The sequence below is a fragment of the Bacillus sp. YH3-2-B2 genome, assembly GCF_053663335.1.
This window is the reverse complement of record NZ_JBSJQE010000004.1, coordinates 178,056-204,903: the sequence shown is the minus strand read 5'-3', so window position 1 is coordinate 204,903 and position 26,848 is coordinate 178,056. Positions and strand designations below refer to the sequence as shown.

Genomic DNA, 26,848 nt, shown 5'->3' with positions numbered 1-26,848 from the left:
CTAAAGAAGGTCGGTTTTACAAGATCTGACACCCACACGGAGGAACAGACATGAACTTTATAAAAAGAGCCTTTTGGAGCATGAAGGCAAAAAAGGGAAAAACGTTTTTGCAGCTGGTTGTGTTTTCAGTGATTTGCATTTTTGTCCTGTCCGGTCTTACGATCCAGTCAGCGGCAAAGAAATCAAGCGAACTGGCAAGGCAGCAGCTCGGCGGGAGCGTCACACTCCAGGCTGACCGCCAAAAGCAAATGGCGCAGCAGCAAAAAGACGGTGAAAAGAGGACGTTTGAATCAGCGCCGATTTCCGTCTCGGATGCCAAGAAACTTACATCTTTACAGCACGTTAAAAATTACAACTTCCTCACGACAGCGTCAGCAAATGCAGAAAGCTTTGACGCGATAAAAAGCTCAGGCGACTCAGCCGATAACAGTTCCGGCGGAAGCCGTTTTCAAGGCGGCGGAAGACAGATGATTTCAGCGGACATTTCGGTCGAAGGCGTGCTCTCTACGGCGCTGCTTGATGATTTCACAGGCGGGAGCTCAAAAATCACTGACGGCCGCGCCATCACAAAAACAGATGCGGACGCAAAAGTCGCAGTAATCAATGAAACGCTGGCAGATCAAAACAAGCTGAAGGTCGGCGGCTCCATTACGGTTTCCTCAGCAGCGGATGATTCTGTGAAAACGAAGCTTAAGATTGTGGGAATTTATAAAACAACATCATCAGGAGACGATCAGGCAGAGCATTTTTCATTCTTAAACCCTGACAATAAAATCTATACGCCTTACACCGCCGCGGCGGCGTTAAAAGGGTCTGATAACAAAAACAAAATCAGCTCAGCCGTTTATTATATGGATGATGCAAAATATATTGACTCATTCGTTGCGGCTGCGAAAAAAACATCTATAGATGATAAAACCTACACGCTGACAACAAATGATCAGGTGTATCAGCAAATGGTCAGCCCGATTGAAAATGTCGCGTCATTTTCTAAAAATGTGGTGTACCTTGTATCCATCGCGGGCGCTGTCATTCTCGGGTTGATCGTGATGATGTCGATCAGGGAACGCAAGTATGAAATGGGTGTCTTGATGGCGATCGGCGAAAAGCGCCGGAAGCTCATCGGACAATTCTTAACGGAAATTCTGATTGTCGCGGTTATCGCCATCGGGATCGCATCCGTCACGGGCAGCATTGTGGCGAATCAGCTCGGAAATCAGCTTCTTTCCCAGCAGGTCAGCTCAGCCGATGATTCCCAGCAGCAAACAAGCGGCTGGGGCGGAGGAGAAATGCCGCGGGGAGGCGGCATGTTCGGTCAGCATTCACCCGGTGCAGATGTCATCAGTACAATGCAGGTAAACGTTTCGCTGAATGACCTTCTGATTCTCGGCGGGATCGGCGTCGCAATTGCCGTCATCGCCACATTACTGCCGTCTGTATCAGTCATGCGGCTTCACCCTAAAACGATCCTGACCAAGCAGGAATAAGAGGAGGCAGCATAATGAGCCTATTAACCTTTCAACAGACCGGCTACTGGTACCAAGATAAATCACAGCCGCTGTTTCAGGATATAACGATCAGCTTTGAAAAAGGGAAGTTTTATACAATTGCCGGCGCCTCCGGGACGGGAAAAACAACGTTTCTGTCTCTGGCGGGCGGCCTTGACACACCTAAAGAGGGAAGCATCCTTTATAACGGAGAAGACATCTCCAAAATCGGATTAACCAAATTCAGAAATCAATATGTCTCTATCGTCTTTCAATCTTATCATCTGATCCCGTATATGACGGCGCTCCAGAATGTCACAACGGCGATGGAGATTACCGGATCTAAGGAGAACAACAAAGATGCGTCCGCGCTCAGCATGCTGGATAAAGTCGGCATCACCGAACAGCAGGCCCGTCAGCGGGTGCTGACATTAAGCGGCGGACAGCAGCAGCGCGTTTCAATTGCGCGGGCTTTCTGCTGTGACACGGATTTGATTTGCGCGGACGAGCCGACGGGAAATCTCGACGAGGATACGTCAAAGGAAATCGTCCGGCTCTTTCAGGATCTGGCGCATAAAGACGGCAAATGCGTCATCATGGTTACGCACGACGAACAAATTGCCAAAGTGTCTGATATCAACATCCGCTTATCAAGAGGAAGTTTCACGGTCAAAGAAAACGGCACGGCCGTTTCCTGATACCGCGCCCCTGCCAGCGCAGACAGGGGCGCACCCTATATCCCCCTATTCAATAGAAGTGAACGTAAAAAGAGCGTGGGCTGCATCCCCTCGCTCTTTTTATTTATATCAGCTGTAAATAACGGTCCATATTTGATTGTCCGGCTGCTTTGATCAATTCTTCCGCCTTTTTCTCTTCTCCCGGCAAAGCGAGCCGGAGCTTGTCTTCAATGTCTTTTTCAGAAAGACCGTTTCCCGGCGCTCCCTTCGGACAGTCGATACGTGCTTCATAGACATGACCGCCGGAAGCCGTGACCCGTACAATTGTAAAACGGCCCTTCGGAACGGCGTTGTCAGCTGGCTGAATTTGGTCATCGCAGCTGCGGTGAATCCGCTCAAATCCTTTTTGAAGGGATTCCGGAATCGGCTCGGATGTGAAATGTTCAACTGAAAAATCCTTACCGTGCAAAGCCAAGGTGATCACATATTCCACGCTGAATCTTCCCGCTTCGCCTGTTTTCGGACGCCGTTCTGTCAATGCGGCGTCCCCTCCCGGCGGATAAATCACGTCGATCCGTTCCGTTTGGCCGAAAGTGAGACCATGTTCGGCCTTCAGCTTGAGAATGGCGTCCGCCGCATGATGGGCCGCCGAGCAAAACGGATAAACCTTAAACCAAAGTCCCGGGCTCACGATCCGCCAAGGGTTTCCCCACCCGTTTACAAGCAGGGTTTCTGCCCGTTCAAGATCGCCGTACAGTCCGAAAAAACCTTTCTCCCCGTCGAGCGCATGAGCTGAGCCGCCGAAACCGGCCTTTGCAAGCTTTACGGCGAACACCCCGGCTTGAGCGGCCAGTCCGGCGTGGAGCGGCTTCATTTCTGTCCCGAATTGCACTCTCATGCCTCCGGAACGGGCAGCCGCAAACCCGATTGCTTTCTGCAATTGGGTTTGATTCAGATTCTCCGCGAATCCGACGGCGCATGCGGCGGCAATGGCACCTAACGTTCCTGTATTGTGCCAGCCTTTTTCGTAATGATGCCTTCCAGCTGACTCGCCGAGCCGCGCCATCACTTCGATTCCCGTCACATAAGCACCGAGAAAACGGCTCTTGTCTATCCGGCCGGCTGATGCGGCTGCAATCAAAGCCGGAAGGATGACGGCGCTCGGATGTCCTCTTACATCAGAATGAACATCGTCAAAATCAAGCGCATGGGCAATGAATCCGTTAATGAGCGCGGATTGGGAAGGCGTGGTTTTTTGATTTCTGCCGATAAGCGGCGCTATCGGCACCCCGCCTTCTTCTTCGGCCAGTTTTACCAGCTTTTCAACGCCTTTATCCCGTCTCCCCGCAAAAGCCGCCGCTGTAAAATCAAGCAGTCCTTTGCGCGCTTCTTTCATCGCTTCAGCGGATGTTTCCGGCACAGACGACATGACGGCCTGAGCAAGTCCGGCCGTCAGATGTTCCGTATTCATTCCGTCTGCTCCAATACATTGACGGCAAGCCGGGCGAAAAACTCAGCCGCTTTCGGAAGCGCTTTTTCGTCGAGTGTAAAGGCGGGATGGTGCCATTCTTCTGTTCCGTTTGTTCCCATCCAGACGAAGAAGCCGGGGATTTTTTCTTGATATAATGCGAAGTCTTCGCCGCCGGGCGACTGTTCTGCCCGAACGGTTTGAAGTCCGAGGCTTTCAGCCGTTTGTTCCGCCGCCTGTATGAAACGGGCGTCGTTCATCACTGACGGCAGGTAAGGATACCAGCGGAAGTCAGCCTCTGCCCCGAATCCGGCCGCGATTCCTTCGGCAACCCGCTTCATATGTTTCGGAACAGCGTCCCGCGCTTCTTTTTGAAACGTCCGGACGGTTCCTTCCATTTCAACATGGTCCGGAATGACATTCCAAGAACTGCCCCCCTGAACTCTTGTGATGCTGACGACGGCATTGTGAAGCGAGCTGATGTTTCTGCTGACAATCGATTGCAGGCCGCCGATGATCTGCCCTGCCGCCTGAATCGGATCAATGCTGTTGTCGGGGATCCCGGCGTGGCCGCCTTTTCCTTTCACGGTGATTTCAAAACGGTCGACACTCGCCATCAGCGGGCCTTCTTTCAGACCGACCGTGCCGACGGGGAGGTCAGGTTTGTTATGCATGCCGAATATCGCCGATACACCGTCAAGCGCGCCGGCTTCAATGACCTGTCTTGCTCCGGCGGCGATTTCTTCCGCGGGCTGAAAAATAAACCGCACCGTTCCTTTCAGCTCATGCTTTCTCTCATTTAATAAGAAAGCCGTGCCGAGAATAGATGCCGTATGGAAATCATGGCCGCATGCGTGCATCACGCCGCTGTTTCGCGAAGCAAACGGAAGGTTTGTTTTCTCTTCGATCGGCAGTGCGTCGATGTCCGCTCTGACGGCGATGACAGGGCCGCTTTTATCTCCTTTGATTTCAGCGATCACTCCGGTTTGAAGTTTCGGCACATCAAGAACCGTGATTCCTTCTTCCTCCAGCCAGCGGCGGATTTTATTCGTCGTTTCGAATTCCTCGCCTGACAGCTCAGGGTGTTCATGAAGGTCGCGGCGGATATTGATTAAACGTTTGTTTAATGATTCATACGTTTCATTTGCCATTTCTTCTTCTTCCCTTCTTAGACAAGTTCGGCAGGCTCTCCCACTTGCTTAATGAATTTTTTCGTCCGTTCGTTCTGCGGATTGTCAAACAGCTCCTCCGGCGTTCCCTGTTCGATGATGCGTCCGTCCGCCATAAAAATAACTTTGTCGGCTACTTCACGCGCAAAAGCCATCTCATGCGTGACGATGATCATGGTTGTCTGTTTTTCGGCAATTGATTTGATGACTTGGAGCACCCCGGCTACAAGCTCAGGGTCAAGGGCTGAAGTCGGTTCATCGAGTAAAATCGCGTGAGGATCAACGGCCAAGGCTCTCGCAATCCCGATCCGCTGCTGCTGCCCGCCTGACATCGTAATCGGGTAGCTGTCCGCTTTGTGTTCTAAACCGACTTGCCGCAGCAGGTCCATACCGATCTGTTCCGCTTCTTTTTTCGGTTTCTTTTGCGCGGTGATCAGCGCCTCTGTCACATTTTGCAGGGCGGTTTTGTTTTTGAACAGGTTGTAATTCTGAAACACCATCGCCGTCTGCTGGCGAAGCTTGTGTACGTCTTTGCGCGAATAGGACGCTGCATTCAGCTTTGCATCGCCGATTTCAATGATGCCGTCATCCGGGCGCTCCAGCAGATTCAGACAGCGGAGGAGCGTTGATTTTCCCGAGCCTGACGGGCCGATGATGGCCGTGACTTCGCCGCTTTTGATCTCAAGATCGATCCCGTCAAGTACGGTAAGGTCTTTAAATGCTTTTCGAATATGTCTGACTTGTATCATCCTGAGCCTCCTCCTATGTGCGATAAGGCTTGCTGATCGCCCGTTCGAGCAGATCCTGCAGCACACTGTAAATAATCGTAAGAATCCAGTACATGACCGCGACGGCTAAATACGTCTCAAAATATTTGAGGTTGCCTGATGCGTACATTTTTCCTTGGGCGAACATCTCCATCACTCCTAATGTAAAAGCGAGCGATGTTTCTTTTAACAGGCCGATAAATGTATTTCCCGTCGCGGGAAGCGCGTTTCTGACGGCTTGCGGGAAAATGATCCGTCTGTACGCCTGGGATTTTGTCATTCCGACAGACAGACAGGCTTCAAGCTGCCCCTCATCGACTGAGTTGAGCGCAGCGCGGAAGATTTCAGCCAGGTAGGCGGCATTTTTCAGGCTTAGCCCGATAATCGCCGCAGTTAACGCCGTCATCTTGCTCATTCCGGGAAAGAGCTGAGGCAGGCCGTAATAAATTAAGAAAAGCTGCACGAGCGTCGGCACGCCCCGGAAAAATGAAATATACACCTTTGACAGCTGGTGAAGCACAGGAATACGATTTTTTGTGATAAGCGCTAATATAAGGCCGCCGATCACGGCAAATACCATGGCCGCGACGGCCATTAGTAATGTGATCGGCAAGGCTTCGATTAACGCGGGAAAAGCTGAAAACATAAATCCCCAATCAATGCTGTTCATTCTCGATTTTCACCGCCGTTTCTTAATGCTTTGCTTCCTTTGTGATATCTTCGTTAAAGTACTTTTCAGACAGCTTTTTCAGCGTGCCGTCTTTCCGCAGGTCTTCAATGGCTTTGTTTACTTTTTTGCGGATTTTATCGTGAGCCGCATCTTTCGCAAACGGGAAAGCGACTTTTTCATAGACAATCGGGTCTCCTGCTAATTTCAGAGGCAGACCGGTCTTTTTGATCTGGGCGATCAGGACGCTGCGGCTGTTTACATAAGCGTCAACCCGTCCGTAAGCCACGTCTTTCAGCGTACCTTCTTGTGTTTCATATGTTTTTATGTTGATTTTTTTATCCGGGTCCTTGCTCTCAAGGTTTTTCGCGTGGTTTGAGCCCAGAACGGCCGCCACTGTTTTTCCTTTCAGATCATTGACTGATTTGATGTCTTTGTTATCGTTTTTGACGACGACTTGAGTGCCCGCATACGAATACGGTTCTGTGAAGTTATACGTTTTCTTGCGTTCGTCCGTGACAGCGACCTGGTTTGAAATGGTGTCGAGTTTGCCGGTCTGGAGCTCGCCCATCAGTCCGCTGAACTCAAGCAGCTTCCAGTCCAGTTTCATGTTGATTTTTTTCGCTACGGCTTCCATGACATCCACGTCAAAGCCTGTCAGCTTGCCGTTTTCTTTATATGCGAACGGATAGCTTTGTCCCGTGGCGCCGACATGCAGCACGTTATCGCCGCCTTCGCTTTCTTTTCCGTTTCCGCATGCTGTTAAGACCGCCAAAAGCGCGGCAGACAGCAGCAAAGCCCATGTTTTCTTCTTCATTGAAATCCCGCCTTTTCCTATTAAAATGTTAATCCTGCAATTGTTTTTTTAAATAGATGGTGATGTGGCCTTTTCCTAAATCCTTTTCGCCTGCGCGGACGTAGCCTTTCCGCTCGTACATGCCGATCAGCCACGGATGCTTGTCCGCTGTGCCCAGTGACACGAAAGGCGCTTTTAATGTATCGCGGAGCACTGTGTTCTCCAGCCACGCCAGCATGTCTGAGCCCGTCCCTTTTTTACCGGTTTCAGGATCGACGGCGAACCACCAAATATGAGGGACACCGTACGGCCCGGGATTCGGCCCCCACGGCATCCGCAGAGAAATCGTCGCCAGAATCCGTCCGTCTTCCTCCAAAACGTAACAGGCGTTTTTCTGTATGTTAGTTAATACGAGTTCTTTATCCGCCGTGGCAGCGGCAAAATTGATGCCGAGCTTGCGGATCGGTTCATACGCCCGCAGTGTCAGTGAAAGCAGCTCATCAGCGTCTGCCTCCGTTGCGAGCCGGTATTGTCTTGACATGATGACCCTCCTTTAGTCGGCATATCGGTTTGCCGGTTTTTCCAGTCCGAAATGTTCTCTGAGTGTGGTTCCTTCATACTCTTTTCTGAACACGCCCCGTTCTTGTAAAATCGGAATCACTTTGTCTACAAAAAGAGTGAGACCTTCAGGCAAAAGCGGCGGCATGATGTTGAAGCCGTCACAAGCTTGTTTTCCGACCCATTCTTCCATCTTATCGGCAAGCTGTTCAGGCGTTCCGACAAAGATATGATGGCCTCTTGAACCCGCCACATATTTGTACAGCTCGCGGATGGTCATGTTATCGCGTTTGGCCATCTCCTGAACGAGCTTGAACCGGCTTTTAACGGCATTCGACGCATCCGCATCCAATTCAGGCAGCGGGCCGTCAAGCGGGCAGGCGGAAAGGTCGACGCCGCCCAGATAGTTTTGCAGAATGTTCAGGCCGACAGACGGAATGATGAGATCTTGGAGCTCTTCATATTTTGCCTGCGCGTCTTCCTCGGTATCGGCGATAACGGGAAAGATCCCCGGCATGATCGCGATTTTTTCAGGATCACGGCCGAAAGAAGCCGCTTGTTCTTTAATAGATTGATAGAATTCCTGCGCGGACTCCAAATGATTTTGCGCGGTGAAAATGACCTCCGCCGTTTTGGCGGCCAGCGCTTTTCCGTCTCCTGATGATCCGGCCTGAATAATGACCGGGCGCCCTTGAGGTGTGCGGGCGACATTTAACGGCCCTCTCACGGAGAAATATGTTCCTTTATGGTTCAATTCATGCATTTTTTCTTTATCGAAAAATGCTCCTGACTCTTTGTCACGGATAAAGGCGTCTTCCTCCCACGAATCCCATAATCCTTTGACGACTTCAACGAATTCTTCCGCGCGCTGATATCTGAGATGGTGCTCAAGATGCTTTTCGCCGCTGAAATTAAGCGCGGTCGATTCAATCGAAGATGTGACGACATTCCAGCCCGCTCGGCCGTTGGAAAGATGATCAAGCGATGCAAATTGTCTCGCGATATGGAACGGTTCGCTGTATGTGGTAGACGCAGTCGCCGTCAGACCGATGCGGGATGTGACCTGAGCGAGCGCCGACAGCAGCGTAAACGGCTCAAAGCGCGTCAGCACATTCGGATGTGATTTGCCGTCTATTGATAAACTGTCCGCCAAAAACAGCATGTCCAATTTCCCCCGCTCAGCTGTTTTCGCCAGTTCTTTGAAATAATCCAAATTCATGCTCGCGTCCGCCGGTGCCTGAGGATGTCTCCAAGAAGCGACATGATGGCCGGTGCCCGCGAGAAACACACCGAGTTTGATTTCTTTTTTCTTTGTCATGATGGATCTCCTTCTATTCTGAAATACGGTTCGGAAAATATTAACACTACTAAACCTATATTTCCTAGTAATTTTATAAGAATAAATCAAAATGTACAATTGTCAGGCAAGTTTGTCAATGCATTAAGACAAAAATCATGATTTTAAAAATAACCCGGCGCACCGTCCGGGTTATTTCTTCGAAACTGTATAGACGGTCCCTTTGACCTTTTTCTTAATAACGGCAATGATAAGCAGCAAAACGGGGAACAGCACTTGAAACGGAAGATGAATATAGATCGGCACAATGTTTAAGCCTTCATTCATGTGTTCCGAAAAATTGCTTGCGATGCTGATGGAGAGAATCAGCACCCCCAATCCGACCGGAAAGGCCAGCTGAGACGGATTTTTTTCTTTAAACAGCGTGGACACACCCACGACAACCGCATATGTAAAAAGGCTGACTTTGAAAAAACCGCCGATGACGAGCACGAGCATGAAAAAGACATCCAGCCGGTCTAAAAACTCTTCTACTTTAATCGTCTGTATGGTGCTCAGCAGCGGAAATTGAGAGCGGAGCATTAAGTTGACGTCCAGCACACAAATATTAATCGCCACTGACATCGCCAAAAACAGCCCGCTGATGATAATCGCCAGAAATCCGGTTTTCTTCACCTTTTTCCGATCTTTTAAATAAGGGAAAATCATGACAAACACGATTAATTCACCGAACGGGATGAACATCGTCTGTTTAAACACGGAATAAATGACCGTTCCTGCACCCTCCGCTAAAACGGGCTGGAGAAATCTGAGGTTTATCGTGCCTGAGCTGATAATGAGGATCAGCCCGACGGCTGTCAGAAAATACATAATGCCAAACAGCAGCTCGCCGGCTCTCGCTATCACTTCAATACCCTTTCTGACCGCAAATATCGCGGCGATCATCAGCATGGCATTCACAATTAAAAGCGGCGTGTCCTGGTAGGCGAAGGTGACAAGCATTTCGCCAAAATCCCGCAATACGCGGGCCGCGATATAAGAAAAATAGAGAATATAAAGAAGCGAGACCGCCCAGCTCAGATGTCTGCCGATCAGTTCGTTCATGTAATCTCTCGGAGAAGACTCAGGAAAAAATTGATACAGCGCCTGATAAACGTAGAAAAGTCCGAGACCGATAACGCACCCGAGAAGCACGGACAGCCATGCATCCCGCCCGGCCATCGTGCCTGGCGGAATCAATAACGAACTGCCCAATTCAAACAAAATGATCATAATAAACAGCTGACGCGTGCCGATTTTCGCATTTTCCATACGCTTCGCTCCTTTCTCCTCAAATCAATCATGCTCAAGCTTGTCTGAGAGAGGATTATTCCGCAAGCCCGTTCTTCTGATAATGACTTCCGTTTTGACATCTACGGGGAGATTGGGGAAATATTCTTCATCCCACTTCCCTTTGAACTTTTTCCATTTGTCCGGATGCTTCCGATAGATCAGGTCTCCGAAGCCGACGAAGTCATTCTTACGGGCTTTTATATCTTCAATTGATTTGGTGATATCTTTGTCAAGCTGCACGCTGAGCGCCTTTTGCATCGTCATCAGCACTTGCGGATCAGACAGATGGAAAGGGTATCTGACAGCGTCCACCAGCCCCTCGACCTGAGCATGCACGTGAATATGCGGTTTTCCGTTCGGAAAAGTGGCCGTCACCTTTGTATTCTGGCGGGTGACCTGCAGACTGATTGCGTGCTTCACATTCTTCCAATCCGCATTGATGAACGTATGCTTGATCCTATTGAGCAGCCATACAGCCCCCACACTGTCGTCATCCTCAATCCAGTAATCCAGCCTCCCATCCTTTTTGAACACCGCCAGTCCGTCCGCTGACAGCACTGCTTTCGGTTCAGTCGTCTGCGTATTTTCCATCGTAGGACCGGCTTTATCGTCTCCGTGCATTTCATAACCCGGAATAAACGGCGACCCGGCCGGAGAAGCGAGATCAATCAGAACGTCCTGAAGGCTGGTTTTAATGACTCTGCCGTATTGTTCCTGCGTGAAGCTGAGCGTCTTGTTCACTTTATTGGAAGGGATTTTATCAATCGGCGTCAGCACTTTAATAATGTCTTCAGCCTTGCAATTATGCGCGATCACCGCGGTTGCGGTCGTCCTGAATTCGGTGTCGCGGTCAAGATTGTCCAGAATAAAACTGAGCCCTTCCTCTTTCGCCAGCTTTTCACTGAACACCACGAGATTCGTATGCGCAAAATAGAGCCTTCTGGACACTTTCATCGAGCCTTTTCTCAAAGCTTCCGTCATATTGTCTCCGGACACCGAATAGACGGAAACCGGAGGCCGGTCTCCCGCTCCGCCGCCCTGCAGACCGCCGGCCACGTTTCCCGGATTGATAATTTGCAAGTGAAGGACGTATTTTCCCGTTTCGGTCCGGTCAATACCGATGGCGGAGATCACAGCCAAATCAGTCAGCTCCCTTTTATCCCAGCATCCGGATACAAACATAAGGGAAACCATCGTACAAAGGATAAGTATCCATTTACGTCTTTTCATTACCGTCGCCCTCTTCTACATCTTTATTAACCATCCCTCTGGATGTCTCCGGTTTCGGTCTTTGATGTTCCCCTTGGCGCCTGTTGTTTTCCTGCACGAGCAGTTCCGGCCTTTTTTCATCCGCCCATAACGGAGCGCGGAGGATGGAATCCTTCAGCCCGCCCGGGGTCAAAGGAGCGAGCGGGGACATATACGGAAAACCGAATGAACGCAGGCCGCACAGATGGACGAACATCATGATAATGCCCAGAATCAGCCCGTAAAATCCCATGACCGCCGCTGACAGAATAAAGAGAAACCGGATCAGCCGCGCGGATATCGCCATGTCAAAAGCCGGGGTCGCAAAGCTGGCAATCGCCGTCAGCGCGACGACGATAACCATGGCCGGGGAGACGATGCCGGCCTGTACGGCGGCCTGGCCGATGACAAGCGCTCCGACTATGGAAACGGCGGAGCCGACAACTCTCGGAAGCCGGACACCCGCCTCCCTGAGAATCTCAAAAGCCACTTCCATCGTCAGCGCTTCAATCACGGCCGGGAACGGCACCGTCTCCCGCTGAGCCGCGATGACAATCAGCAGCTGCGTCGGAATCATTTCCTGGTGAAAGGTCGTCGCCGCCACATAAATCCCCGGCGCCACCAGTGAAATGAAGAAAATCAAAACCCGCAGCACCCTGATGCTTGTGGCGATATCAAATCGTGAATAATAATCCTCAACGGATTGAAAAAATTGAATAAATAAGGCCGGCGCGATGAGAACGAACGGCGTTCCGTCCACGATAATCGCAAATCGTCCTTCCAGCAGATTCCCCGCCACGACGTCCGGCCGCTCCGTATGATATACGGTGGGGAACACAGAAAACGGCGCGTCTTCAATGAGCTGTTCAATGTAGCCGGATTCCAGAATGCTGTCGATGTCAATGTGCTTCAGCCGCTTGCGGACTTCCTTAATCAGCTTTTTATCGCAAATTCCGTTAATATACATCAGCGCGACATCCGTATTCGTTTCGTGTCCGATCTCCATTTTTTCAACCCATACATCAGGCGTTTTTACATACCTGCGGATCATGGAAATATTGGTTTGCAGAGATTCAGTGAATCCCTGGCGCGGGCCGCGGAAAGAGACCTGAGTGCTCGGCTCTTGAATGGACCGGTGCTCTCCCCCTTCCGTGCTGGCGATCAGCGCCTTGTCAGCCCCGTCGACAAAAATGAGCGTGCTGCCCGCCACCAGCCCGGCATAAAGGCTTTTCCATTTTTCTTCCTCTTTCACCCCGCCGATCGCAAGCGTTTTATCGTATATCAGGCAGACTGCTTGTTCCGGCTGAACGGACGGGATATCGATTAAATCCTCCAGAAGGGATTGGCTGACAAGCTGTTCGTCTACCAAACCGGCGATATACACAATTGCGGCCGGAAGCTCTTCTTTTCCGATTTTCAGCCGGCGGATGACGACATCGGCACTGTTGCCGAACCTCTCAGACAGCTTCTTCATATTTTGCTTTAAGCTGAGGGAGATCGGCTCATCCCGCTCTTTGTCCGGCTGGCTGTCCGCTTCTTTTCTGCCTTCATTGTCACGGTCGTTTTGATCGGCTTTTTTTTGTTTCCTCTGCTTAAAAAATGGCGGCATATCGCAAAAAACCTTTCCTCGTTTTTTTCATATTCTTCCTGTACGGCAAAAGATTATGCACGGCGGAAAGTCTGTATAAGTTCTGCGTAATCGAAAAGGATAAAAAGGGAGAGTGATGCGCATGAAAATATTGGGGGTTTCATTCTTTTTGCTGACTGCCTGTCTGATCATTTCAGTAACGGTGGATATGCTGCAAGGTTTCAGTTTCTATGGAGCGGTCCAAAACAACCTGTCCGCTTTTAAATTGACCACCTTCTCAGAATGGCTGATGCTGTTTTTATTCGCCCTCTTTTTAATCAGAGAAATGATCGCTTTATATAAATCAGGTAAAAAAGATGCCTGACAGGCGCAAGGCTGTATTGTGTCAAAAAAGAACACATTCCTCCTTCTCTCGGAGTTCATGTGTTCTTTTTATTTTTCCGGCGCAGATTGTTCTCAGATGACGATATTTCCGCTTTCCGTATCTGTCGCGTGCTTCACAATGACGCCTTTGATAATGCGGTTGCCGATGATTTTAGTACTTGCGGAGGAGCTGGTTTGGATGGCGGAAGCAGAAGCGGCGGAAAGGTTGTTGATGGTATTGCCCGAAACGAGGGAATTGGAGGCTCCGTTCAGATAGATGCCGATCGGGCTGCCCGCTGTTCGGTTGATCGTGAGCGTATTGTCTATGACTTCATGCGTGCCTGAGTTCAGATACACGGTAACGATAAGCGGTGATGATTCAAAGCGGTTGCTGATGACAGAGGTTCCCGAGGATGTTGAACTGAATACGGGATAGTTTTTATAGTTCTTAAAGAGATTGCCTTTGATGACAGCCCCGGCGTCATTTGTCACAGATACGGCATAGGACTCCGCGGCGCCCTGATACGCATTCGGAAGGAGCGTATTTCCTTCAATAACGGCATTTCCGCCTGTGACCCATATGCCCCGGCTGAACGATTTCAGCACATTTTGTTTTACAATGATACTGCCGGCCGACATGCTGATTCCGTCTGTCACCTGATTCAGAGTGTTATTCGTAAAGACGGCGTTCTCCGAAAGCGTCGCCCGCATCCCCGTGCTTCGTCTCGTTTCGGAACGTCCGTTTTCAATGACATTGCCGTCAACGGTCACATCTTCTGCCTGATAGACGGAAATGCCCGTATTTTCAAATTGATTAATTTTGTTGTGGGTGACGAGGACGCTTTTTCCCCTTACATCTATTCCGGTGGAAAACCCGGTAATCAGATTGTTGGAAATGACGGCACTGCTGCTGTCCTGTCCTTGTGACACACCTTGTCCGGCGACTGCGGTCCTTGAGCCGCCGCCTGACCGAAAGAAGACATTCCCCGTAATGACGGTATGCGCCCCATACCCGTAGCTGATTGTGTTATCAGAATGATTTCCTTCAATTAACACATTATATCCGTTAAAATTGGTGACTGAGCTTGCGGCGTTTCCGGAAAAGAAGTTGTTGCGGACCGTAATATGAAGAGCTTCTTCATAATCAATATCGCCTTCTCCGTACGATTCAATATCGATTCCGAATTTCGGAGCCGTTCCGTTCCCTTGCCCGGCGTCTTCAATCACGCATTCTTCCACCGTAACGGTATTGCAGCCGGTGATTGAAATGTTGTTCCGCCTTGACTGCCTGATCTCACAGCGGCGGATGGTCACCTGTTCTGAAGTTTCGTAATCACTGTTTGTTTTTAACCCGAGCGGGCTGACAATTATACCGTCCCCCGTAAAATCTGAAATCTTCACATTTTCGATCAGCACATTGCTGCTGCCTTCAATACAGATTCCAAACCCCCATTCATGGGTCGACCGCAAAGGGACATTGGTATACGTGTGTTCATCCCGTTCCCCGATGATCCGGCCGCCGGTGATGGTGACATTTTCACGCCTGCCTATATAGAAAGCCGAGTAGCCCCAGGAGCTGTTCGGCGCCACTTTAATCGTGCATTCCGGATCTAAAACGATGGTGAGATGGCTCGGCACGTTAATCCCGGCGTTCCGAAACGGCTGGCTTTTGTCCCCGCCAAGCGTGCCGTTGATTTTATACGTTCCGGGCGGAAAAAACACCGTATGACAGCCTTCGCTGACGGCTCTGGCCAAGCATTGGTTGATGGCGCCCGTCACATCGGTTTTTCCGTCTGCCGCCACACCGCAATCCGTAATATCCAATATACGATTCGGCAAGTGATAATCTCCTCCTTCCTCTCTTATTGTCATCTTATTCCGCCATATCCCGCTCCGCCTGTACATACTTTAAATTTTATTAAAAAAGTTTATAAAGATAGTTTAGTCAGATAATATAACAAAATAAGTCATTGGAATCAGGAAAATTCGTCTATATTCACCGTTTTAATATCTTTTCATTCTGGAATTTTTTGAATTCAGTATAAATTATATTGACACAAGTATTATATAAGAATATGATTTTTGTAATACACTTTTTTAAGAAAGGGTTGGCTCAGGTGGCATCTATTGATAAGGAATCTATAACAGAAACTGTGCCGCAACGAGGCTTTTTCGGTCATCCCCGCGGCTTGTTCACACTGTTTTTTACCGAATTTTGGGAACGTTTCTCCTACTATGGTATGAGAGCCATATTGCTTTACTATTTATACACGGAAGTCGCTCATGGCGGTCTCGGCTTTGATAAAACGACCGCAGTTGCCATCATGTCCATATACGGATCTCTCGTATATATGTCGAGCGTCATCGGCGGATGGCTGGCCGACCGGGTATTCGGCACGGCAAACACCGTATTTTACGGCGGAATTTTAATTATGTTCGGGCACATCGCTCTTGCCTTCCCCGGCAGCACGGCGGCGTTTTTTACCAGCATGGCTCTGATCATTATCGGAACCGGCCTGCTTAAACCAAACGTATCCAGCGTTGTCGGAGATTTATATACGAAGGAAGACGAGCGCCGCGACTCAGGTTTCAGCATCTTTTACATGGGGATCAACCTCGGCGGATTGCTTGCGCCGCTAATTGTCGGAACACTCGGACAGAAGTACAACTACCACTTAGGCTTCGGATGCGCCGCGGCCGGTATGTTCCTCGGACTGATTGTTTTCGCTCTTACGAGAAAGAAATACCTCGGCAAAGCAGGCTCCAATGTACCGAATCCGATTTCTAAATCATCAGTGATCGGCACGGGAATCGGAGTGGTCATCGCAGCAGCCGTTATTATCGTTCTGATTCAAACCGGCTGGCTGACGATCCAGCGTGTGATTGACACCGTCAGTATCCTCGGCATTGTCATTCCGGTTATTTACTTTATCGTGATGTTCACAAGCAAAAAAGCGACGAAAACGGAAAAATCACGGCTTGCGGCTTATGTTCCGCTGTTTATTGCAGCGGCAATGTTCTGGGCGATTCAGGAGCAGGGCGCGACGATTCTAGCTTTATATGCAGATCAGCGCACGAGACTTTCCTTTGCGGGCATGCATCTTGAGTCTTCATGGTTCCAGTCTCTGAACCCGTTATTCATCGTTATTTTCGCGCCGGTGTTCGCGTGGATCTGGATGAAGCTCGGCAAACGCCAGCCTTCAACACCGATTAAATTCGCGATCGGCATTATCCTTGCCGGATTATCATTTTTAGTCATGGTGCTTCCGGTTATGGGCGGAAGCGGCGAGCTTGTGAGCCCGCTTTGGCTTGTGCTCAGCTTCCTTTTGGTTGTGCTTGGTGAGCTTTGCCTTTCACCGGTCGGTTTATCCGTCACAACGAAACTTGCGCCTGCAGCTTTCTCAGCGCAGACGATGAGTATGTGGTTTTTAACAAACGCCTGCGGTCAAGCCCTGAACGCAAAAGTAGTCGGTTTGTTTGATAAGATTTCTGAAGCGGCCTACTTCGGCTCAATCGGTCTTGTTTCGATCATTCTCGGTATTATTTTAATTCTTCTGTCTCCCGTCATTAAACGGGCGATGAAAGGCGTACAATAAAAGAGAAGCCTGCGGAATCGTCCGCAGGCTTTTTTTGTGCGTCTATCGTTTTAACTCCTCAAGTGTTTCTCTCCATCTCTTCAGGACATCTTCCGGTTCGTGGAGCTGGATGGCCGGTCCTGATGTCAGATCCGCGTATTTCGCCCGATCTTCCTTGACGGTGATCACGCGGCAGCTGAACCGTTCCCGCTCGTGTTTCGCCTCTTTCAGCGGCGGAAGCGCCTTACATTCCAATGTGACGTAATATGCGGCTCCTCCGTGCCAGGCGATGAAAAGAGCTTGTCCCGAATGCAGCAGGCTTTTTACGGTCGTCGTGTTTTTCCATAAGGTGAGCCGGAGATTTGTTCTGCTCACGGCCGCGATTTCACCGGCGCTGATCATGGCCGCGTGCGGACGGCCTTCTTTTGTCACGGATTGGAGCACAAATGCGTCGTGCTGCTTTTTTTCAAGTTCCGTTCCGTCTAAAAGCGCGTAAAGCGCCTCCGGCAAGTGCTCCGTCAGCATTACGCTTTTCTTTCCGGGACAGCGGGAACATGTGTGGCCGTCTCTGTTTCTTTCGGATCGATTTTAAATGCCGGGTTGAATGCCGCCGGATTCGTGATGCTTTCCGGTTCACAGGATCTCCATGTAAAAAAGCAGGTTTGGCATTGGTATATTTCCCAAGCGCCTTTGACCGGCGATTGGCTGACGGTTTCTCCTTTTTGCGATTCACAGCGCGGGCATGTTTTCATAGTAAACTCATCCTTTCTTATTGATTCATTAAGTCCATCAGTTTTTGTTCCCACTCTTTCGTTGTCAGCGGGGAATCAAGCGGCTGCGAATAATGGCCTCTTGTTTCCGGCGCGACAGGCGTCGTGGCGTCAAGAATCATTTTGTGTGTCATCCCTGCCGGATCAGACCCCGGGTCAAGCGGAAGGACGGACAGATCAGGAATGATGACTGCATCGTGTTTCGGATGCATTTTCGTTGAGAGCGCCCACATGACTTGCGGCAGGTTAAACGGATCGACATCCTCATCCACGACAATGACCATTTTGCAGTAGCCGAGTCCGTGCGGCGTCGTCAGGGCGCGCATGCCGACGGCCTTGGCAAATCCGCCGTAGCGCGTTTTCGTGGAAATAATGGCGATCAGCCCGTGTGTATACATCGCATTCACGGCGACGATTTCGTTCGGATAGGCTTCCTTCAGCTGCTGGTAAAGCGGCACGCACGTATTAATGCCGATCATATAATCGCACTCCGTCCACGGCATGCCTAAGTATAAATGTTCAAAAATCGGATTGTTTCTATGATATACCCGTTTGATTTTGATCACCGGCATGCTGCGGCCGCCTGAATAATGGCCCGTGAACTCACCGAAAGGTCCTTCGTATTCCCGTTCTCCCGCAAGGATCTCTCCTTCCAGAACGACTTCAGCACCCCAAGGGATGTCTAAATCAGACAATTTAGATTTAACGATTCTGTAGGGCTCCCCTTGAATCGCGCCGGCCATTTCATACTCGGATTGATCGTATAACAGCGGAGTTGATGCAGCCGTCGTAATCACCGGCTCACAGCCGAGCGCGATCGTAACAGGAAGATTCACGCCACGTTCTTCAGCTTGGCGAAGATGAATCGCAATATCATGCTGAGGCACGGGCTGAATGCCAAGGCGGTCTTTTCCCTTTACCTGCATTCTGTAAATACCGACATTCTGCTTGCCGAAATTGTCCGGATCTTCAAGATCGCGGGAAATGACGCACGCTTTATCCAAATAGTAGCCGCCGTCCCCCTGGTTGATTCTGAATAGCGGAAGGATGTCAAATAGATTGATATCTTCCGTTATTTCATTTTCATGAAACGGCGCGGTTTCTTCCCGTTTGACCGGCACCGGAAATGCATCGTACCGTTTGGCAAACTCAAAGAATTGTTCTTTAACAGGCGTATCTTTCGGCATGCCGAGCATCATCGCGTGATTCGGCCACGAGCCGATGACATTCAGAGCCACCTGCGCATCGTGATGTCCGTAAATATTGTTAAACAAAAGCGCAGGGGTTTTATCCCCGAGATTGCTGGCTGCACGCGCGGCGGCGCCCAGGTCCGGCTCCGGTTTTACCTCTTCGTTGACGGTTAAGAGCTGCCCTTCTTTTTCAAGAGCGGCGAGAAATTCCCTAAAATCCTGATAGGCCATTATCAGATTCCTCCTTTTTGTTTTTCAATTCCGTACCACCGTTTCGCTTCCGGCAGACGGATGCCGAACTGATCGAGCGTCCGGAACACAATATGGTCTATCAATTCATCCATGTCAGCCGGCTTGTTATAGAATGCCGGCATCGGCGGAAGAATGACGGAACCCATTTTTGTAAGCGCTAGCATATTTTCTAAATGGATTTGGCTGAGCGGCGTTTCTCTTGTCAGCAGCACAAGTTTTTTCCGCTCCTTCAGGATGACGTCAGCCGCCCTTGTCAGCAGATTGTCAGCCATTCCGGTGCGGATGCTTGCCAGTGATTTCATGCTGCACGGAGCGATGATCATCCCGTCCGTTTCAAACGAACCGCTTGAAATCGCCGCTGCCTGGTCTTTGTGAGAATACGTATAGGATGCGAGTTTCTCGACATCTTTTAACGTATAATCGGTTTCATGTGTAATGGTGACATTTGCCCAAGGAGACACGACAAGATGGGTTTCGATCTCCGCGGCTTTTAAATATTCTAAAAGCCTGATCCCGAATATGGCTCCCGTTGCCCCGGTCATTCCGATGACGAGCTTCATATTGACCCCTCCTTTACGCTTGAAATGTGGTGTCAAATCCATCATACTCCTGATATATCCATATGAAAAATATTCGTTAAATCTATGTATCATACCTTAAAGGTATAAAAGAAAGGAGCGAGCGTTCTCATGGATATTCGGCAATTGCGTTATTTCATCACCATTGCCCAAGAGCAGAAAATCACGACGGCCGCCAAAAAGCTCCATATGGCACAGCCGCCTTTGAGCCGACAGTTGAAACAGCTCGAAGAAGAATTGGGCGTCATTCTGTTTGACCGCAATAAAAAGAAACAAATGACCCTCACATATGAAGGAAACGTCTTTTTGAAAAGAGCGAAAGAGATTCTTCATAAGTTTGAGGACGCTATAATCGAGGTACAAGAGCTGAAGGAGGAGGTGGCCGGGACACTTGCCGTCGGGTCAACCATTTACTGCGCAGCGCTCATGCTTGAGAAAGTGTCACAGATGAAAGAGCGGTTTCCGCATCTCACCTTTAACATTTGGGAAGATGAACCCGTCTCACTGCTCGAGCTTCTGGAAACCCGGCAGATTGACGCCGCCGTCACCACCACCTTGATTAAAAACGACGGCATTGAATCGAAGGAGCTTGAAGACATTCCGTGTGTATTGGTGCTGTCCGAGCATTCAAAACGACTGTGCGGAGAAACGATTAAACTGAATGACATCGCCTCTTTGCCTCTGATCCTTTTGCGCACCGTCAATGGAAGAGGTGTGTATGACCAAGTCCTCCAAGTTTGTGAACAGTACGGTCTCGACCTCCAGGTTGTTTGTGAATGCCATGACTCCGCGACGCTCTTGAGCCTTGTATCATCAGGATTCGGCGCCACAATTCTGCCTTTGACGATGATTCCCGTCCATATGCGCTCGCATGTCAAAACGGTTATCATCGAAGACAACCCGTTTGTCATGACACCGGCCGTCATCTGGAGAAAAGACAGCTACCTGCCGAAGCCTGTCAGACAGTTTTTGGAATTATTTTGATCCGGAACACGATGAATTCCCGCTTATGAAAACCAATTACTTGACTCATACTAAAAAAAAGTTATCCTTTACAATTGGGAGCTATTTTTTCTCAATAAAACTACTCAGAAAAGTGGGGAATAAAGAAGATGAAAAAAGCATTATTCGCTTTGTTCATGATGGTCAGCATCGCAATGCTTGCAGCCTGCGGAAACTCACAGGACAGCGGATCTAAGTCAAAAGACGGCGATCTTTGGGCTTCTGTCAAGAAAAAAGGCGTACTGACCGTCGGTACAGAAGGAACGTACGAACCGTTTACCTTCCATGATAAAAAGACAGACAAACTGACCGGATATGATGTTGAAGTGATTCAAGAAGTCGCGAAACGCCTCGGTCTGAAAGCTGACTTTAAAGAAACACAATGGGACAGCATGTTTGCCGGTTTAAACGCGAAACGGTTTGACGTCGTCGCCAACCAAGTCGGCAAAACAGGCCGTGAGAACCAATATGATTTTTCTGATAAATACACAACGTCAAATGCAGTCGTCGTGACGAAAAAAGACAGCACGATTGCGAAAGAGGCTGATGTCAAAGGAAAAACAGCGGCCCAGTCATTAACAAGCAATTACAATAAATTAGCGAAAGAAGCCGGCGCGAAAATTGAAGGCGTTGAAGGCATGGCGCAATCCCTTCAGCTCATTCAGCAGGGCCGCGCTGATCTGACTTACAACGATAAGCTTGCCGTACTGAACTACTTAAAAACGTCCGGCAATAAAAACGTGAAAATCGCGTTTGAAGCAGGCCAGCCGCAGCAGACATATTTCGCATTCCGAAAAGGAAGCGGCGAACTTGTGACTCACGTCAACAAAGCGTTAAAAGAAATGAAAGAGGACGGGACTCTTTCTAAAATAGCGAAAAAATGGTTCGGCGAAGATGTTTCTAAGTAACATGCCGGAACCCGTGATTGCAACAGCCATTCCGTGGGATTTGGTGCAGCAGTCATTCTGGCCGATTCTTTCCGGGGGAATCTATTACTCGATTCCCCTTACCATTCTTTCCTTTATTTTCGGAATGATCATCGCGCTGATTACGGCGCTCGCCAGAATGTCAAATATGAAACCATTGAGATGGGTGTTCAGCGTATACGTATCAGCGGTGCGCGGCACTCCTCTTCTCGTTCAATTGTTCATCATTTTTTATCTGTTCCCGACATTTAATATTACGCTGGACCCTTTCCCAAGCGCAGTCATCGCGTTTTCATTAAACGTGGGCGCCTATGCTTCTGAAATCATCCGGGCATCTATTTCATCCGTGCCGAAAGGGCAATGGGAAGCCGGTTATACGATCGGCATGACCTATCGCAAGACATTGTTCCGCGTGATCCTGCCGCAGGCGTTTCGCGTGTCCATTCCGCCATTATCAAATACATTTATCAGCCTGATCAAGGATACATCTCTCGCGTCACAGATTCTCGTCGCGGAGCTGTTCAGAAAAGCGCAGGAAATCGGCGCGCAAAACCTTGATCAAATCTTGGTCATCTATATTGAAGCCGCCTTTATTTATTGGATCATCTGCTTCTTGCTGTCAATCGTACAGCATGTGATCGAACGGCGTCTCGACCGTTATGTGGCCAAATAAGGAGGTTTCGATATGCTTTCCGTCAAAGGATTAAATAAATCATTCGGACAGAATGAAATTTTAAAAAAGATAGATATGGAGATAGAAAAAGGGAAAGTCATCGCCATTCTGGGACCGTCCGGTTCAGGAAAAACGACGCTTCTGCGCTGTCTGAACGCGCTTGAGATCCCCAATCGCGGCGAGCTGGCATTCTCCGATTTTTCAATAGATTTCTCCAAAAAAGTGAAGCAGGCTGATATTCTCCGCCTCCGCCGCAAATCAGGCATGGTCTTTCAGGCGTATCATCTGTTTCCTCACCGCACGGCGCTTGAAAACGTCATGGAAGGACCCGTTCAAGTGCAAAAGCGCGACAAGGAGCAAGTCAGAAAAGAAGCGATAGAGCTTCTGGAAAAAGTCGGACTGAAAGACAAAATGGATTTATATCCGTTCCAGCTTTCCGGCGGTCAGCAGCAGCGTGTCGGCATCGCCCGCGCGCTTGCGATTCAGCCCGAGCTGATGCTGTTTGACGAACCGACGTCAGCACTTGATCCGGAGCTGGTCGGCGAGGTGCTCAAAGTGATTAAGGATCTGGCGAACGAAGGCTGGACGATGGTCGTCGTCACCCATGAAATCAAATTCGCGCAGGAAGTGGCCGATGAAGTCATCTTCATTGACGGCGGCGTCATTGTGGAACAAGGACCGCCGGCCCAGATTTTTTCCGCGCCGAAAGAAGAACGCACGCAGCGGTTTTTAAATCGTATACTGAATCCTTTGTAGTAGCCGGAGAAGAAGCGAAACACTGATTTCGCTTCTTCTTTTTTTGGGCGGTTATGCTACAATGACAATTAATGAATGTTATGAAAGAAGGGACCTCTTTGAAGCGGGAATTCTTGATGCGCTGGACGTTTTATTTTGCCGGTCTGTTGATTTTGTCTTTCGGGGTATCGTTAACCATTAAAGGAAAAGCTCTCGGCATCAGCCCTTGGGATGCCTTTCATTATGGGCTTTTTCAGCATTTCGGGCTATCTGTCGGCCAATGGTCCATCTTGGTCGGCGCGGTCATCGTGGCTTTAACCTGCCTGTTCACGAGGACGCTCCCGAAAATCGGCGCTATCTTAAACATGGTGCTGATGGGAATGTTTATTGATTTCTTCTCGTTTCTGCTTCCTGAGGCGCACGCTTTTTCCTTAGCGGCCGTGTTTTTTTCTATCGGATTGCTGCTGATCGGCTGCGGCGTCGGTATTTACGTATCAGCAGGGCTCGGCGCGGGCCCCCGGGACTCTCTGATGATGCTGATATCTGAAAAAACGGGCTGGAACGTGCAATGGGTGCGGAACGGCATTGAGCTGACGATTCTTGCCGCAGCCTGGGTGATGGGCGGACCGATCGGCGCCGGAACCATTATTACGGCTGTTTTGACGGGGCTGATTCTGCGTTTTTCTTTGCCGCAGTCCTCTAAACTGTTAACATACGCGATCTCCGGGCGGGCAACGTCCGTTCATTAAAAACAAAGCCGAAACGGTTTTGTTTTTTTATTTTCGGACAGCTTTCGTCTGATATGGTAGGATGGTTTTGACAATATTTTCAGACGGAGGATCTGGACATGAAGATTTACGGAGTTTATATGGACCGCCCGCTTTCTGCTGGGGAAGAGGATCGGATGATGGCGGCCGTGTCCGCCGAAAAGCGGGAAAAATGCCGGCGCTTTTACCATAAGGAGGATGCTCACCGCACCTTGATCGGCGACATGCTGATCCGCACCGCTGCGGCGAAGGCTTACGGACTTGATCCGGCCGGGATTTCATTCAGCGTCCAGGAATACGGAAAGCCGTACATCCCCGCGCTTCCGGACATGCACTTTAACATTTCCCACTCCGGGCGCTGGATCGTGTGTGCCGTTGATTCAAAACCGATCGGCATAGATATTGAAAAAATGAAGCCCGGCACGATTGATATCGCCAAACGTTTTTTTTCGCCGACGGAATACAGTGATCTGCAAGCGAAACACCCCGATCAGCAGACCGATTATTTTTACCACCTGTGGTCGATGAAAGAAAGCTTTATCAAGCAGGCCGGAAAAGGGCTTTCCCTTCCGCTTGATTCATTCAGCGTCCGCCTCAAAGACGACGGCCATGTGTCCATTGAGCTCCCGGACGGACATGAACCTTGTTTCATCCGCACATATGATGCGGACGAGGAATATAAGCTGGCCGTTTGTGCGGCGCATCCCGATTTTTGTGACGGGATTGAGATGAAAACGTATGAAGAGCTGCTGTAAGCATAGAAAAAGGAGGGTATCCCCCTCCTTTTTTTGTCAGCCTGATATTTCCGCCTGTTTCTGCAGCTGCTTTGCTTCTTGATAAATTTCTTCGAACAGATCCGCGATGTGTTCTTCTTCAACACATGAAAATGCGATTCGCAAATCGGTTCCATTAATGGATATCGTCCCGATTCCTCTCTTTTCAAGCAACGACACTCTTAATTCGCCGGCGTTTATGTCTTTCAGCCGGACACACATGAAATAACCCGAGTTAAACGGATAAGGCGTCCATACGTCTTCATAGTGCTTGTTTTCTGCAAGAACGGCTTTCACTTTGTCAGCCCGTTTTTTCATGATATTATATTTCAGCGATTTTTCTTTCTCGTATTCCGGTGACTGCATCGCCCGCAGCATAAACGTTTGGGACGGATGCGGGGCGCTTGAAATCGTTCCCCTGATAATCCCTTTTGTTTTTTCCTCGAGCACGCGCAGCGCTTTTTCGCTTTTTGTGCTGTACGTAATAAAACCGACGCGGAAGCCCCACGCGTAATTTTCCTTCGTCGCGCCGTCTATTTTCACGCAAAGCACCCGGTCGTGCACTTGGGCGAGTTTGCTGAAGATGGATTCCTGAATGGCCGTTTCATCGTAAAACAGATTGTAATACGCATCGTCTACGAGCACGACAATCTCTTTGCCGGCCTCCGCTGCCTCCAGGATCACGCTGACGATTTCTGACGCTTCCTCTTCCCCCGGCGTATAGCCTGTCGGATTATTCGGGAAATTCAGCACGACAATCGCCTTTTCTTCCTGCTTTTTCAGCAGCTCGGACAGCCCCGCCGCATTAAAACGCCCATCCTGCTGAAAAAGCGGGTACGTCTCAATGGATGCCTTGCGCCGGACACCGAAAATGAAATTGTAATTTCCCCAATATTTATCCGGCAGAAGCAGCGCATCCCCTTCATTGACGAACAAGTCGGCGGCAATGCTCAGCCCGTGTGTTAAAGCGTTTGTCACGATCGGCGTGCTGATGTCTTTGCCGGCTAATGAAGGATTTTCGAGACGCATTTTTTTCAGCCATTCCTGTCTGAGCGGCTCTTTTCCCTGCGGCGGAGCATAATCGTAGATATCATCGGGGTTATAGGCGGACAGTGTCTCTTGAATATGGGAAAAGTGCATGGACTCGCCTTGTGAGGTGGCAATCCCGATCGTGGCATTATACTTTCCGGCCTTGGCTTTCGCTTCCGCCGATTGTGTCAGCACCCCTTTCGGATAAAACAACTCTCTGCCCAAATCAGAAAGCATATGAAGCACGTGCGGGTTTTCTTCAGATAATGTTCTGTTCAGCTCTTTTGCTGCATCATTCATGTACGACAATCCCTTCAAAATTATATTCCATCAAATCATAACATAAAATTTTTGATAAATGAGAAAACTCACGGGCAGATTTTGTTACAAAAAACAGACAGCGAATGCTGTCTGTCATATCCTATAACAATTGGCCTGCAGTGCTCCTGTTAATAATCTCATATATTCGTTCCGCCACTTTTTCAGTTTCACTTAATATGAACATGTGGCCGTCCGAAAACTCATGAAATACGGGATTGTCGGCCCATTTTTTCCATCCGTCCGCATCTTTGATACATTTTTTATCTTTCCGCCCGTTAAAAATATGGACGGGTGATTGAATCATGTGAGAATCAGACGGACGGAAGCTTTCAAGCGCGCGGTAGTCGGATCTGAAAGAAGGCAGGAAAAATGACATGACCTCCTTATTCTCCACTAACTCCTGCGGCATTCCGCCCAGCTCGATAATATGGGCGAGAAATTTTTCATCATCAAGATGAGACACTTTTTTCCTTTCAACATGCGGCGGCTGAATGGCTGAGATGATCACGGCCTGCGGGTAAATCCCCTCCCGCTCCAGCTTTTGCGCCAGCCTGAAAGCGACCATGCCTCCCATACTGTGGCCGAACAGGACAAACGGGCGGTCAGGATGGAGATTCAACTCCTGCTTGTATAAACTGACAAGCTGTTCAAAATCCTCAACGGCGGACATTTGATTTGTTCCGTGTCCCGGCGGTTCCGCGGCAAGCATCTCACACTCACCTTGAAGATAGGTGTGGAGCGGGCGGAATGATGCGGAATAGCCTCCTGCGAACGGAAAACAGATAAGCTGCGTTTTTTCCGTGGTATCGAACGATTTAAAGAGCTGGACCATTGGCGGGC

27 protein-coding genes are annotated in these 26,848 nt (G+C 49.5%); 10 read left to right on the top strand and 17 right to left on the bottom strand.

All coding sequences use genetic code 11. The features are described 5' to 3' along the window. The first annotated feature begins 50 nt into the window (after nucleotides 1-50). Together ACWJJX_RS15615 and ACWJJX_RS15610 are read left to right on the top strand one after the other, a co-directional pair. Nucleotides 51-1,487 carry an ABC transporter permease gene (locus ACWJJX_RS15615; protein WP_326375086.1) on the top strand — a complete coding sequence of 479 codons (1,437 nt, stop codon included), beginning with the start codon at nucleotides 51-53 and terminating at the stop codon, nucleotides 1,485-1,487. Nucleotides 1,488-1,501: 14 nt separating this feature from the next. Then, nucleotides 1,502-2,185, top strand: coding sequence for an ABC transporter ATP-binding protein (locus tag ACWJJX_RS15610; RefSeq protein ID WP_167859880.1), 684 nt, complete (start codon nucleotides 1,502-1,504; stop codon nucleotides 2,183-2,185). A gap of 103 nt (nucleotides 2,186-2,288) precedes the next feature. Here ACWJJX_RS15610 and ACWJJX_RS15605 read toward each other — a convergent pair whose 3' ends face one another. From ACWJJX_RS15605 to gerKA, 10 genes are all read right to left on the bottom strand, one after another. Continuing rightward, on the bottom strand, nucleotides 2,289-3,635 hold the full coding sequence (locus tag ACWJJX_RS15605) for an MmgE/PrpD family protein (RefSeq protein WP_326375085.1): 1,347 nt from the start codon (nucleotides 3,633-3,635) through the stop codon (nucleotides 2,289-2,291). Further along, on the bottom strand, nucleotides 3,632-4,783 hold the full coding sequence (locus tag ACWJJX_RS15600) for a M20 peptidase aminoacylase family protein (protein ID WP_326375084.1): 1,152 nt from the start codon (nucleotides 4,781-4,783) through the stop codon (nucleotides 3,632-3,634). The genes ACWJJX_RS15605 and ACWJJX_RS15600 overlap by 4 nt, the downstream gene beginning before the upstream one ends. 17 nt (nucleotides 4,784-4,800) lie before the next feature. Next, complete coding sequence (locus ACWJJX_RS15595; protein ID WP_003156349.1) at nucleotides 4,801-5,550, bottom strand: amino acid ABC transporter ATP-binding protein; 750 nt, start codon at nucleotides 5,548-5,550, stop codon at nucleotides 4,801-4,803. Between the two features lie 13 nt (nucleotides 5,551-5,563). After that, nucleotides 5,564-6,238: an amino acid ABC transporter permease gene (locus ACWJJX_RS15590; protein ID WP_003156350.1), complete on the bottom strand. Its 675-nt coding sequence runs from the start codon at nucleotides 6,236-6,238 to the stop codon at nucleotides 5,564-5,566. Between the two features lie 22 nt (nucleotides 6,239-6,260). Further along, nucleotides 6,261-7,052: an amino acid ABC transporter substrate-binding protein gene (locus ACWJJX_RS15585; RefSeq protein ID WP_003156351.1), complete on the bottom strand. Its 792-nt coding sequence runs from the start codon at nucleotides 7,050-7,052 to the stop codon at nucleotides 6,261-6,263. Between the two features lie 28 nt (nucleotides 7,053-7,080). Further along, nucleotides 7,081-7,572, bottom strand: coding sequence for a GNAT family N-acetyltransferase (locus ACWJJX_RS15580; protein ID WP_115996110.1), 492 nt, complete (start codon nucleotides 7,570-7,572; stop codon nucleotides 7,081-7,083). Between the two features lie 12 nt (nucleotides 7,573-7,584). After that, a complete protein-coding gene (locus ACWJJX_RS15575; protein ID WP_088037529.1) occupies nucleotides 7,585-8,910 on the bottom strand; it encodes an LLM class flavin-dependent oxidoreductase in 1,326 nt (441 codons plus the stop codon). 168 nt (nucleotides 8,911-9,078) lie between these two features. Continuing rightward, nucleotides 9,079-10,197, bottom strand: a complete 1,119-nt coding sequence (locus tag ACWJJX_RS15570; RefSeq protein WP_003156357.1) for a GerAB/ArcD/ProY family transporter — start codon at nucleotides 10,195-10,197, stop codon at nucleotides 9,079-9,081. A 24-nt stretch (nucleotides 10,198-10,221) separates the two neighbouring features. Beyond that, nucleotides 10,222-11,448, bottom strand: coding sequence for a Ger(x)C family spore germination protein (locus tag ACWJJX_RS15565; protein WP_003156359.1), 1,227 nt, complete (start codon nucleotides 11,446-11,448; stop codon nucleotides 10,222-10,224). Then, nucleotides 11,435-13,075: a spore germination protein GerKA gene (gene gerKA / locus ACWJJX_RS15560; protein WP_003156360.1), complete on the bottom strand. Its 1,641-nt coding sequence runs from the start codon at nucleotides 13,073-13,075 to the stop codon at nucleotides 11,435-11,437. Before gerKA ends, ACWJJX_RS15565 begins: the two co-directional genes overlap by 14 nt. A gap of 121 nt (nucleotides 13,076-13,196) precedes the next feature. Here gerKA and ACWJJX_RS15555 point away from each other — a divergent pair, with 121 nt between their 5' ends. Continuing rightward, nucleotides 13,197-13,418 carry a hypothetical protein gene (locus ACWJJX_RS15555; protein WP_003156362.1) on the top strand — a complete coding sequence of 74 codons (222 nt, stop codon included), beginning with the start codon at nucleotides 13,197-13,199 and terminating at the stop codon, nucleotides 13,416-13,418. A 92-nt stretch (nucleotides 13,419-13,510) separates the two neighbouring features. Here ACWJJX_RS15555 and ACWJJX_RS15550 read toward each other — a convergent pair whose 3' ends face one another. Next, complete coding sequence (locus tag ACWJJX_RS15550; protein ID WP_003156364.1) at nucleotides 13,511-15,256, bottom strand: right-handed parallel beta-helix repeat-containing protein; 1,746 nt, start codon at nucleotides 15,254-15,256, stop codon at nucleotides 13,511-13,513. Between the two features lie 278 nt (nucleotides 15,257-15,534). On the opposite strand from ACWJJX_RS15550, the gene ACWJJX_RS15545 reads away from it, so the two are divergent. After that, on the top strand, nucleotides 15,535-17,013 hold the full coding sequence (locus ACWJJX_RS15545) for a peptide MFS transporter (RefSeq protein ID WP_003156366.1): 1,479 nt from the start codon (nucleotides 15,535-15,537) through the stop codon (nucleotides 17,011-17,013). A gap of 42 nt (nucleotides 17,014-17,055) precedes the next feature. Here ACWJJX_RS15545 and ACWJJX_RS15540 read toward each other — a convergent pair whose 3' ends face one another. From ACWJJX_RS15540 to ACWJJX_RS15525, 4 genes are read right to left on the bottom strand one after another with little or no spacing between them, the layout of a single operon-like run. Next, on the bottom strand, nucleotides 17,056-17,517 hold the full coding sequence (locus tag ACWJJX_RS15540; RefSeq protein ID WP_003156367.1) for a hypothetical protein: 462 nt from the start codon (nucleotides 17,515-17,517) through the stop codon (nucleotides 17,056-17,058). Further along, nucleotides 17,517-17,744: a non-oxidative hydroxyarylic acid decarboxylases subunit D gene (locus ACWJJX_RS15535; protein WP_003156368.1), complete on the bottom strand. Its 228-nt coding sequence runs from the start codon at nucleotides 17,742-17,744 to the stop codon at nucleotides 17,517-17,519. The genes ACWJJX_RS15540 and ACWJJX_RS15535 overlap by 1 nt, the downstream gene beginning before the upstream one ends. A 17-nt stretch (nucleotides 17,745-17,761) precedes the next feature. Beyond that, nucleotides 17,762-19,183 carry a phenolic acid decarboxylase BsdC gene (gene bsdC / locus ACWJJX_RS15530; RefSeq protein WP_003156369.1) on the bottom strand — a complete coding sequence of 474 codons (1,422 nt, stop codon included), beginning with the start codon at nucleotides 19,181-19,183 and terminating at the stop codon, nucleotides 17,762-17,764. A gap of 2 nt (nucleotides 19,184-19,185) precedes the next feature. Beyond that, entirely contained in the window at nucleotides 19,186-19,800 is a 615-nt protein-coding gene (locus ACWJJX_RS15525) for a non-oxidative hydroxyarylic acid decarboxylases subunit B (RefSeq protein ID WP_088005476.1), read from the bottom strand. A gap of 93 nt (nucleotides 19,801-19,893) precedes the next feature. On the opposite strand from ACWJJX_RS15525, the gene ACWJJX_RS15520 reads away from it, so the two are divergent. The 6 genes from ACWJJX_RS15520 (at nucleotide 19,894) to ACWJJX_RS15495 (ending at nucleotide 24,640) form a co-directional block, all read left to right on the top strand. Continuing rightward, entirely contained in the window at nucleotides 19,894-20,766 is an 873-nt protein-coding gene (locus tag ACWJJX_RS15520) for a LysR family transcriptional regulator (protein WP_003156371.1), read from the top strand. Nucleotides 20,767-20,894: 128 nt separating this feature from the next. Further along, on the top strand, nucleotides 20,895-21,692 hold the full coding sequence (gene tcyA / locus ACWJJX_RS15515) for a cystine ABC transporter substrate-binding lipoprotein TcyA (RefSeq protein ID WP_003156373.1): 798 nt from the start codon (nucleotides 20,895-20,897) through the stop codon (nucleotides 21,690-21,692). Then, entirely contained in the window at nucleotides 21,679-22,383 is a 705-nt protein-coding gene (locus tag ACWJJX_RS15510) for an amino acid ABC transporter permease (RefSeq protein ID WP_003156375.1), read from the top strand. The genes tcyA and ACWJJX_RS15510 overlap by 14 nt, the downstream gene beginning before the upstream one ends. A 12-nt stretch (nucleotides 22,384-22,395) precedes the next feature. Further along, entirely contained in the window at nucleotides 22,396-23,139 is a 744-nt protein-coding gene (gene tcyC, locus ACWJJX_RS15505) for a cystine ABC transporter ATP-binding protein TcyC (RefSeq protein ID WP_003156376.1), read from the top strand. Between the two features lie 116 nt (nucleotides 23,140-23,255). After that, nucleotides 23,256-23,867 carry a YczE/YyaS/YitT family protein gene (locus ACWJJX_RS15500; protein ID WP_440100094.1) on the top strand — a complete coding sequence of 204 codons (612 nt, stop codon included), beginning with the start codon at nucleotides 23,256-23,258 and terminating at the stop codon, nucleotides 23,865-23,867. A gap of 98 nt (nucleotides 23,868-23,965) precedes the next feature. Next, on the top strand, nucleotides 23,966-24,640 hold the full coding sequence (locus ACWJJX_RS15495; protein ID WP_024084876.1) for a 4'-phosphopantetheinyl transferase family protein: 675 nt from the start codon (nucleotides 23,966-23,968) through the stop codon (nucleotides 24,638-24,640). A gap of 36 nt (nucleotides 24,641-24,676) precedes the next feature. Here ACWJJX_RS15495 and ACWJJX_RS15490 read toward each other — a convergent pair whose 3' ends face one another. After that, a complete protein-coding gene (locus tag ACWJJX_RS15490; RefSeq protein WP_069448541.1) occupies nucleotides 24,677-25,987 on the bottom strand; it encodes an aminotransferase class I/II-fold pyridoxal phosphate-dependent enzyme in 1,311 nt (436 codons plus the stop codon). Nucleotides 25,988-26,108: 121 nt separating this feature from the next. Further along, nucleotides 26,109-26,840, bottom strand: a complete 732-nt coding sequence (gene srfAD, locus ACWJJX_RS15485) for a surfactin biosynthesis thioesterase SrfAD (protein WP_014304324.1) — start codon at nucleotides 26,838-26,840, stop codon at nucleotides 26,109-26,111. Nucleotides 26,841-26,848: the final 8 nt, after the last annotated feature.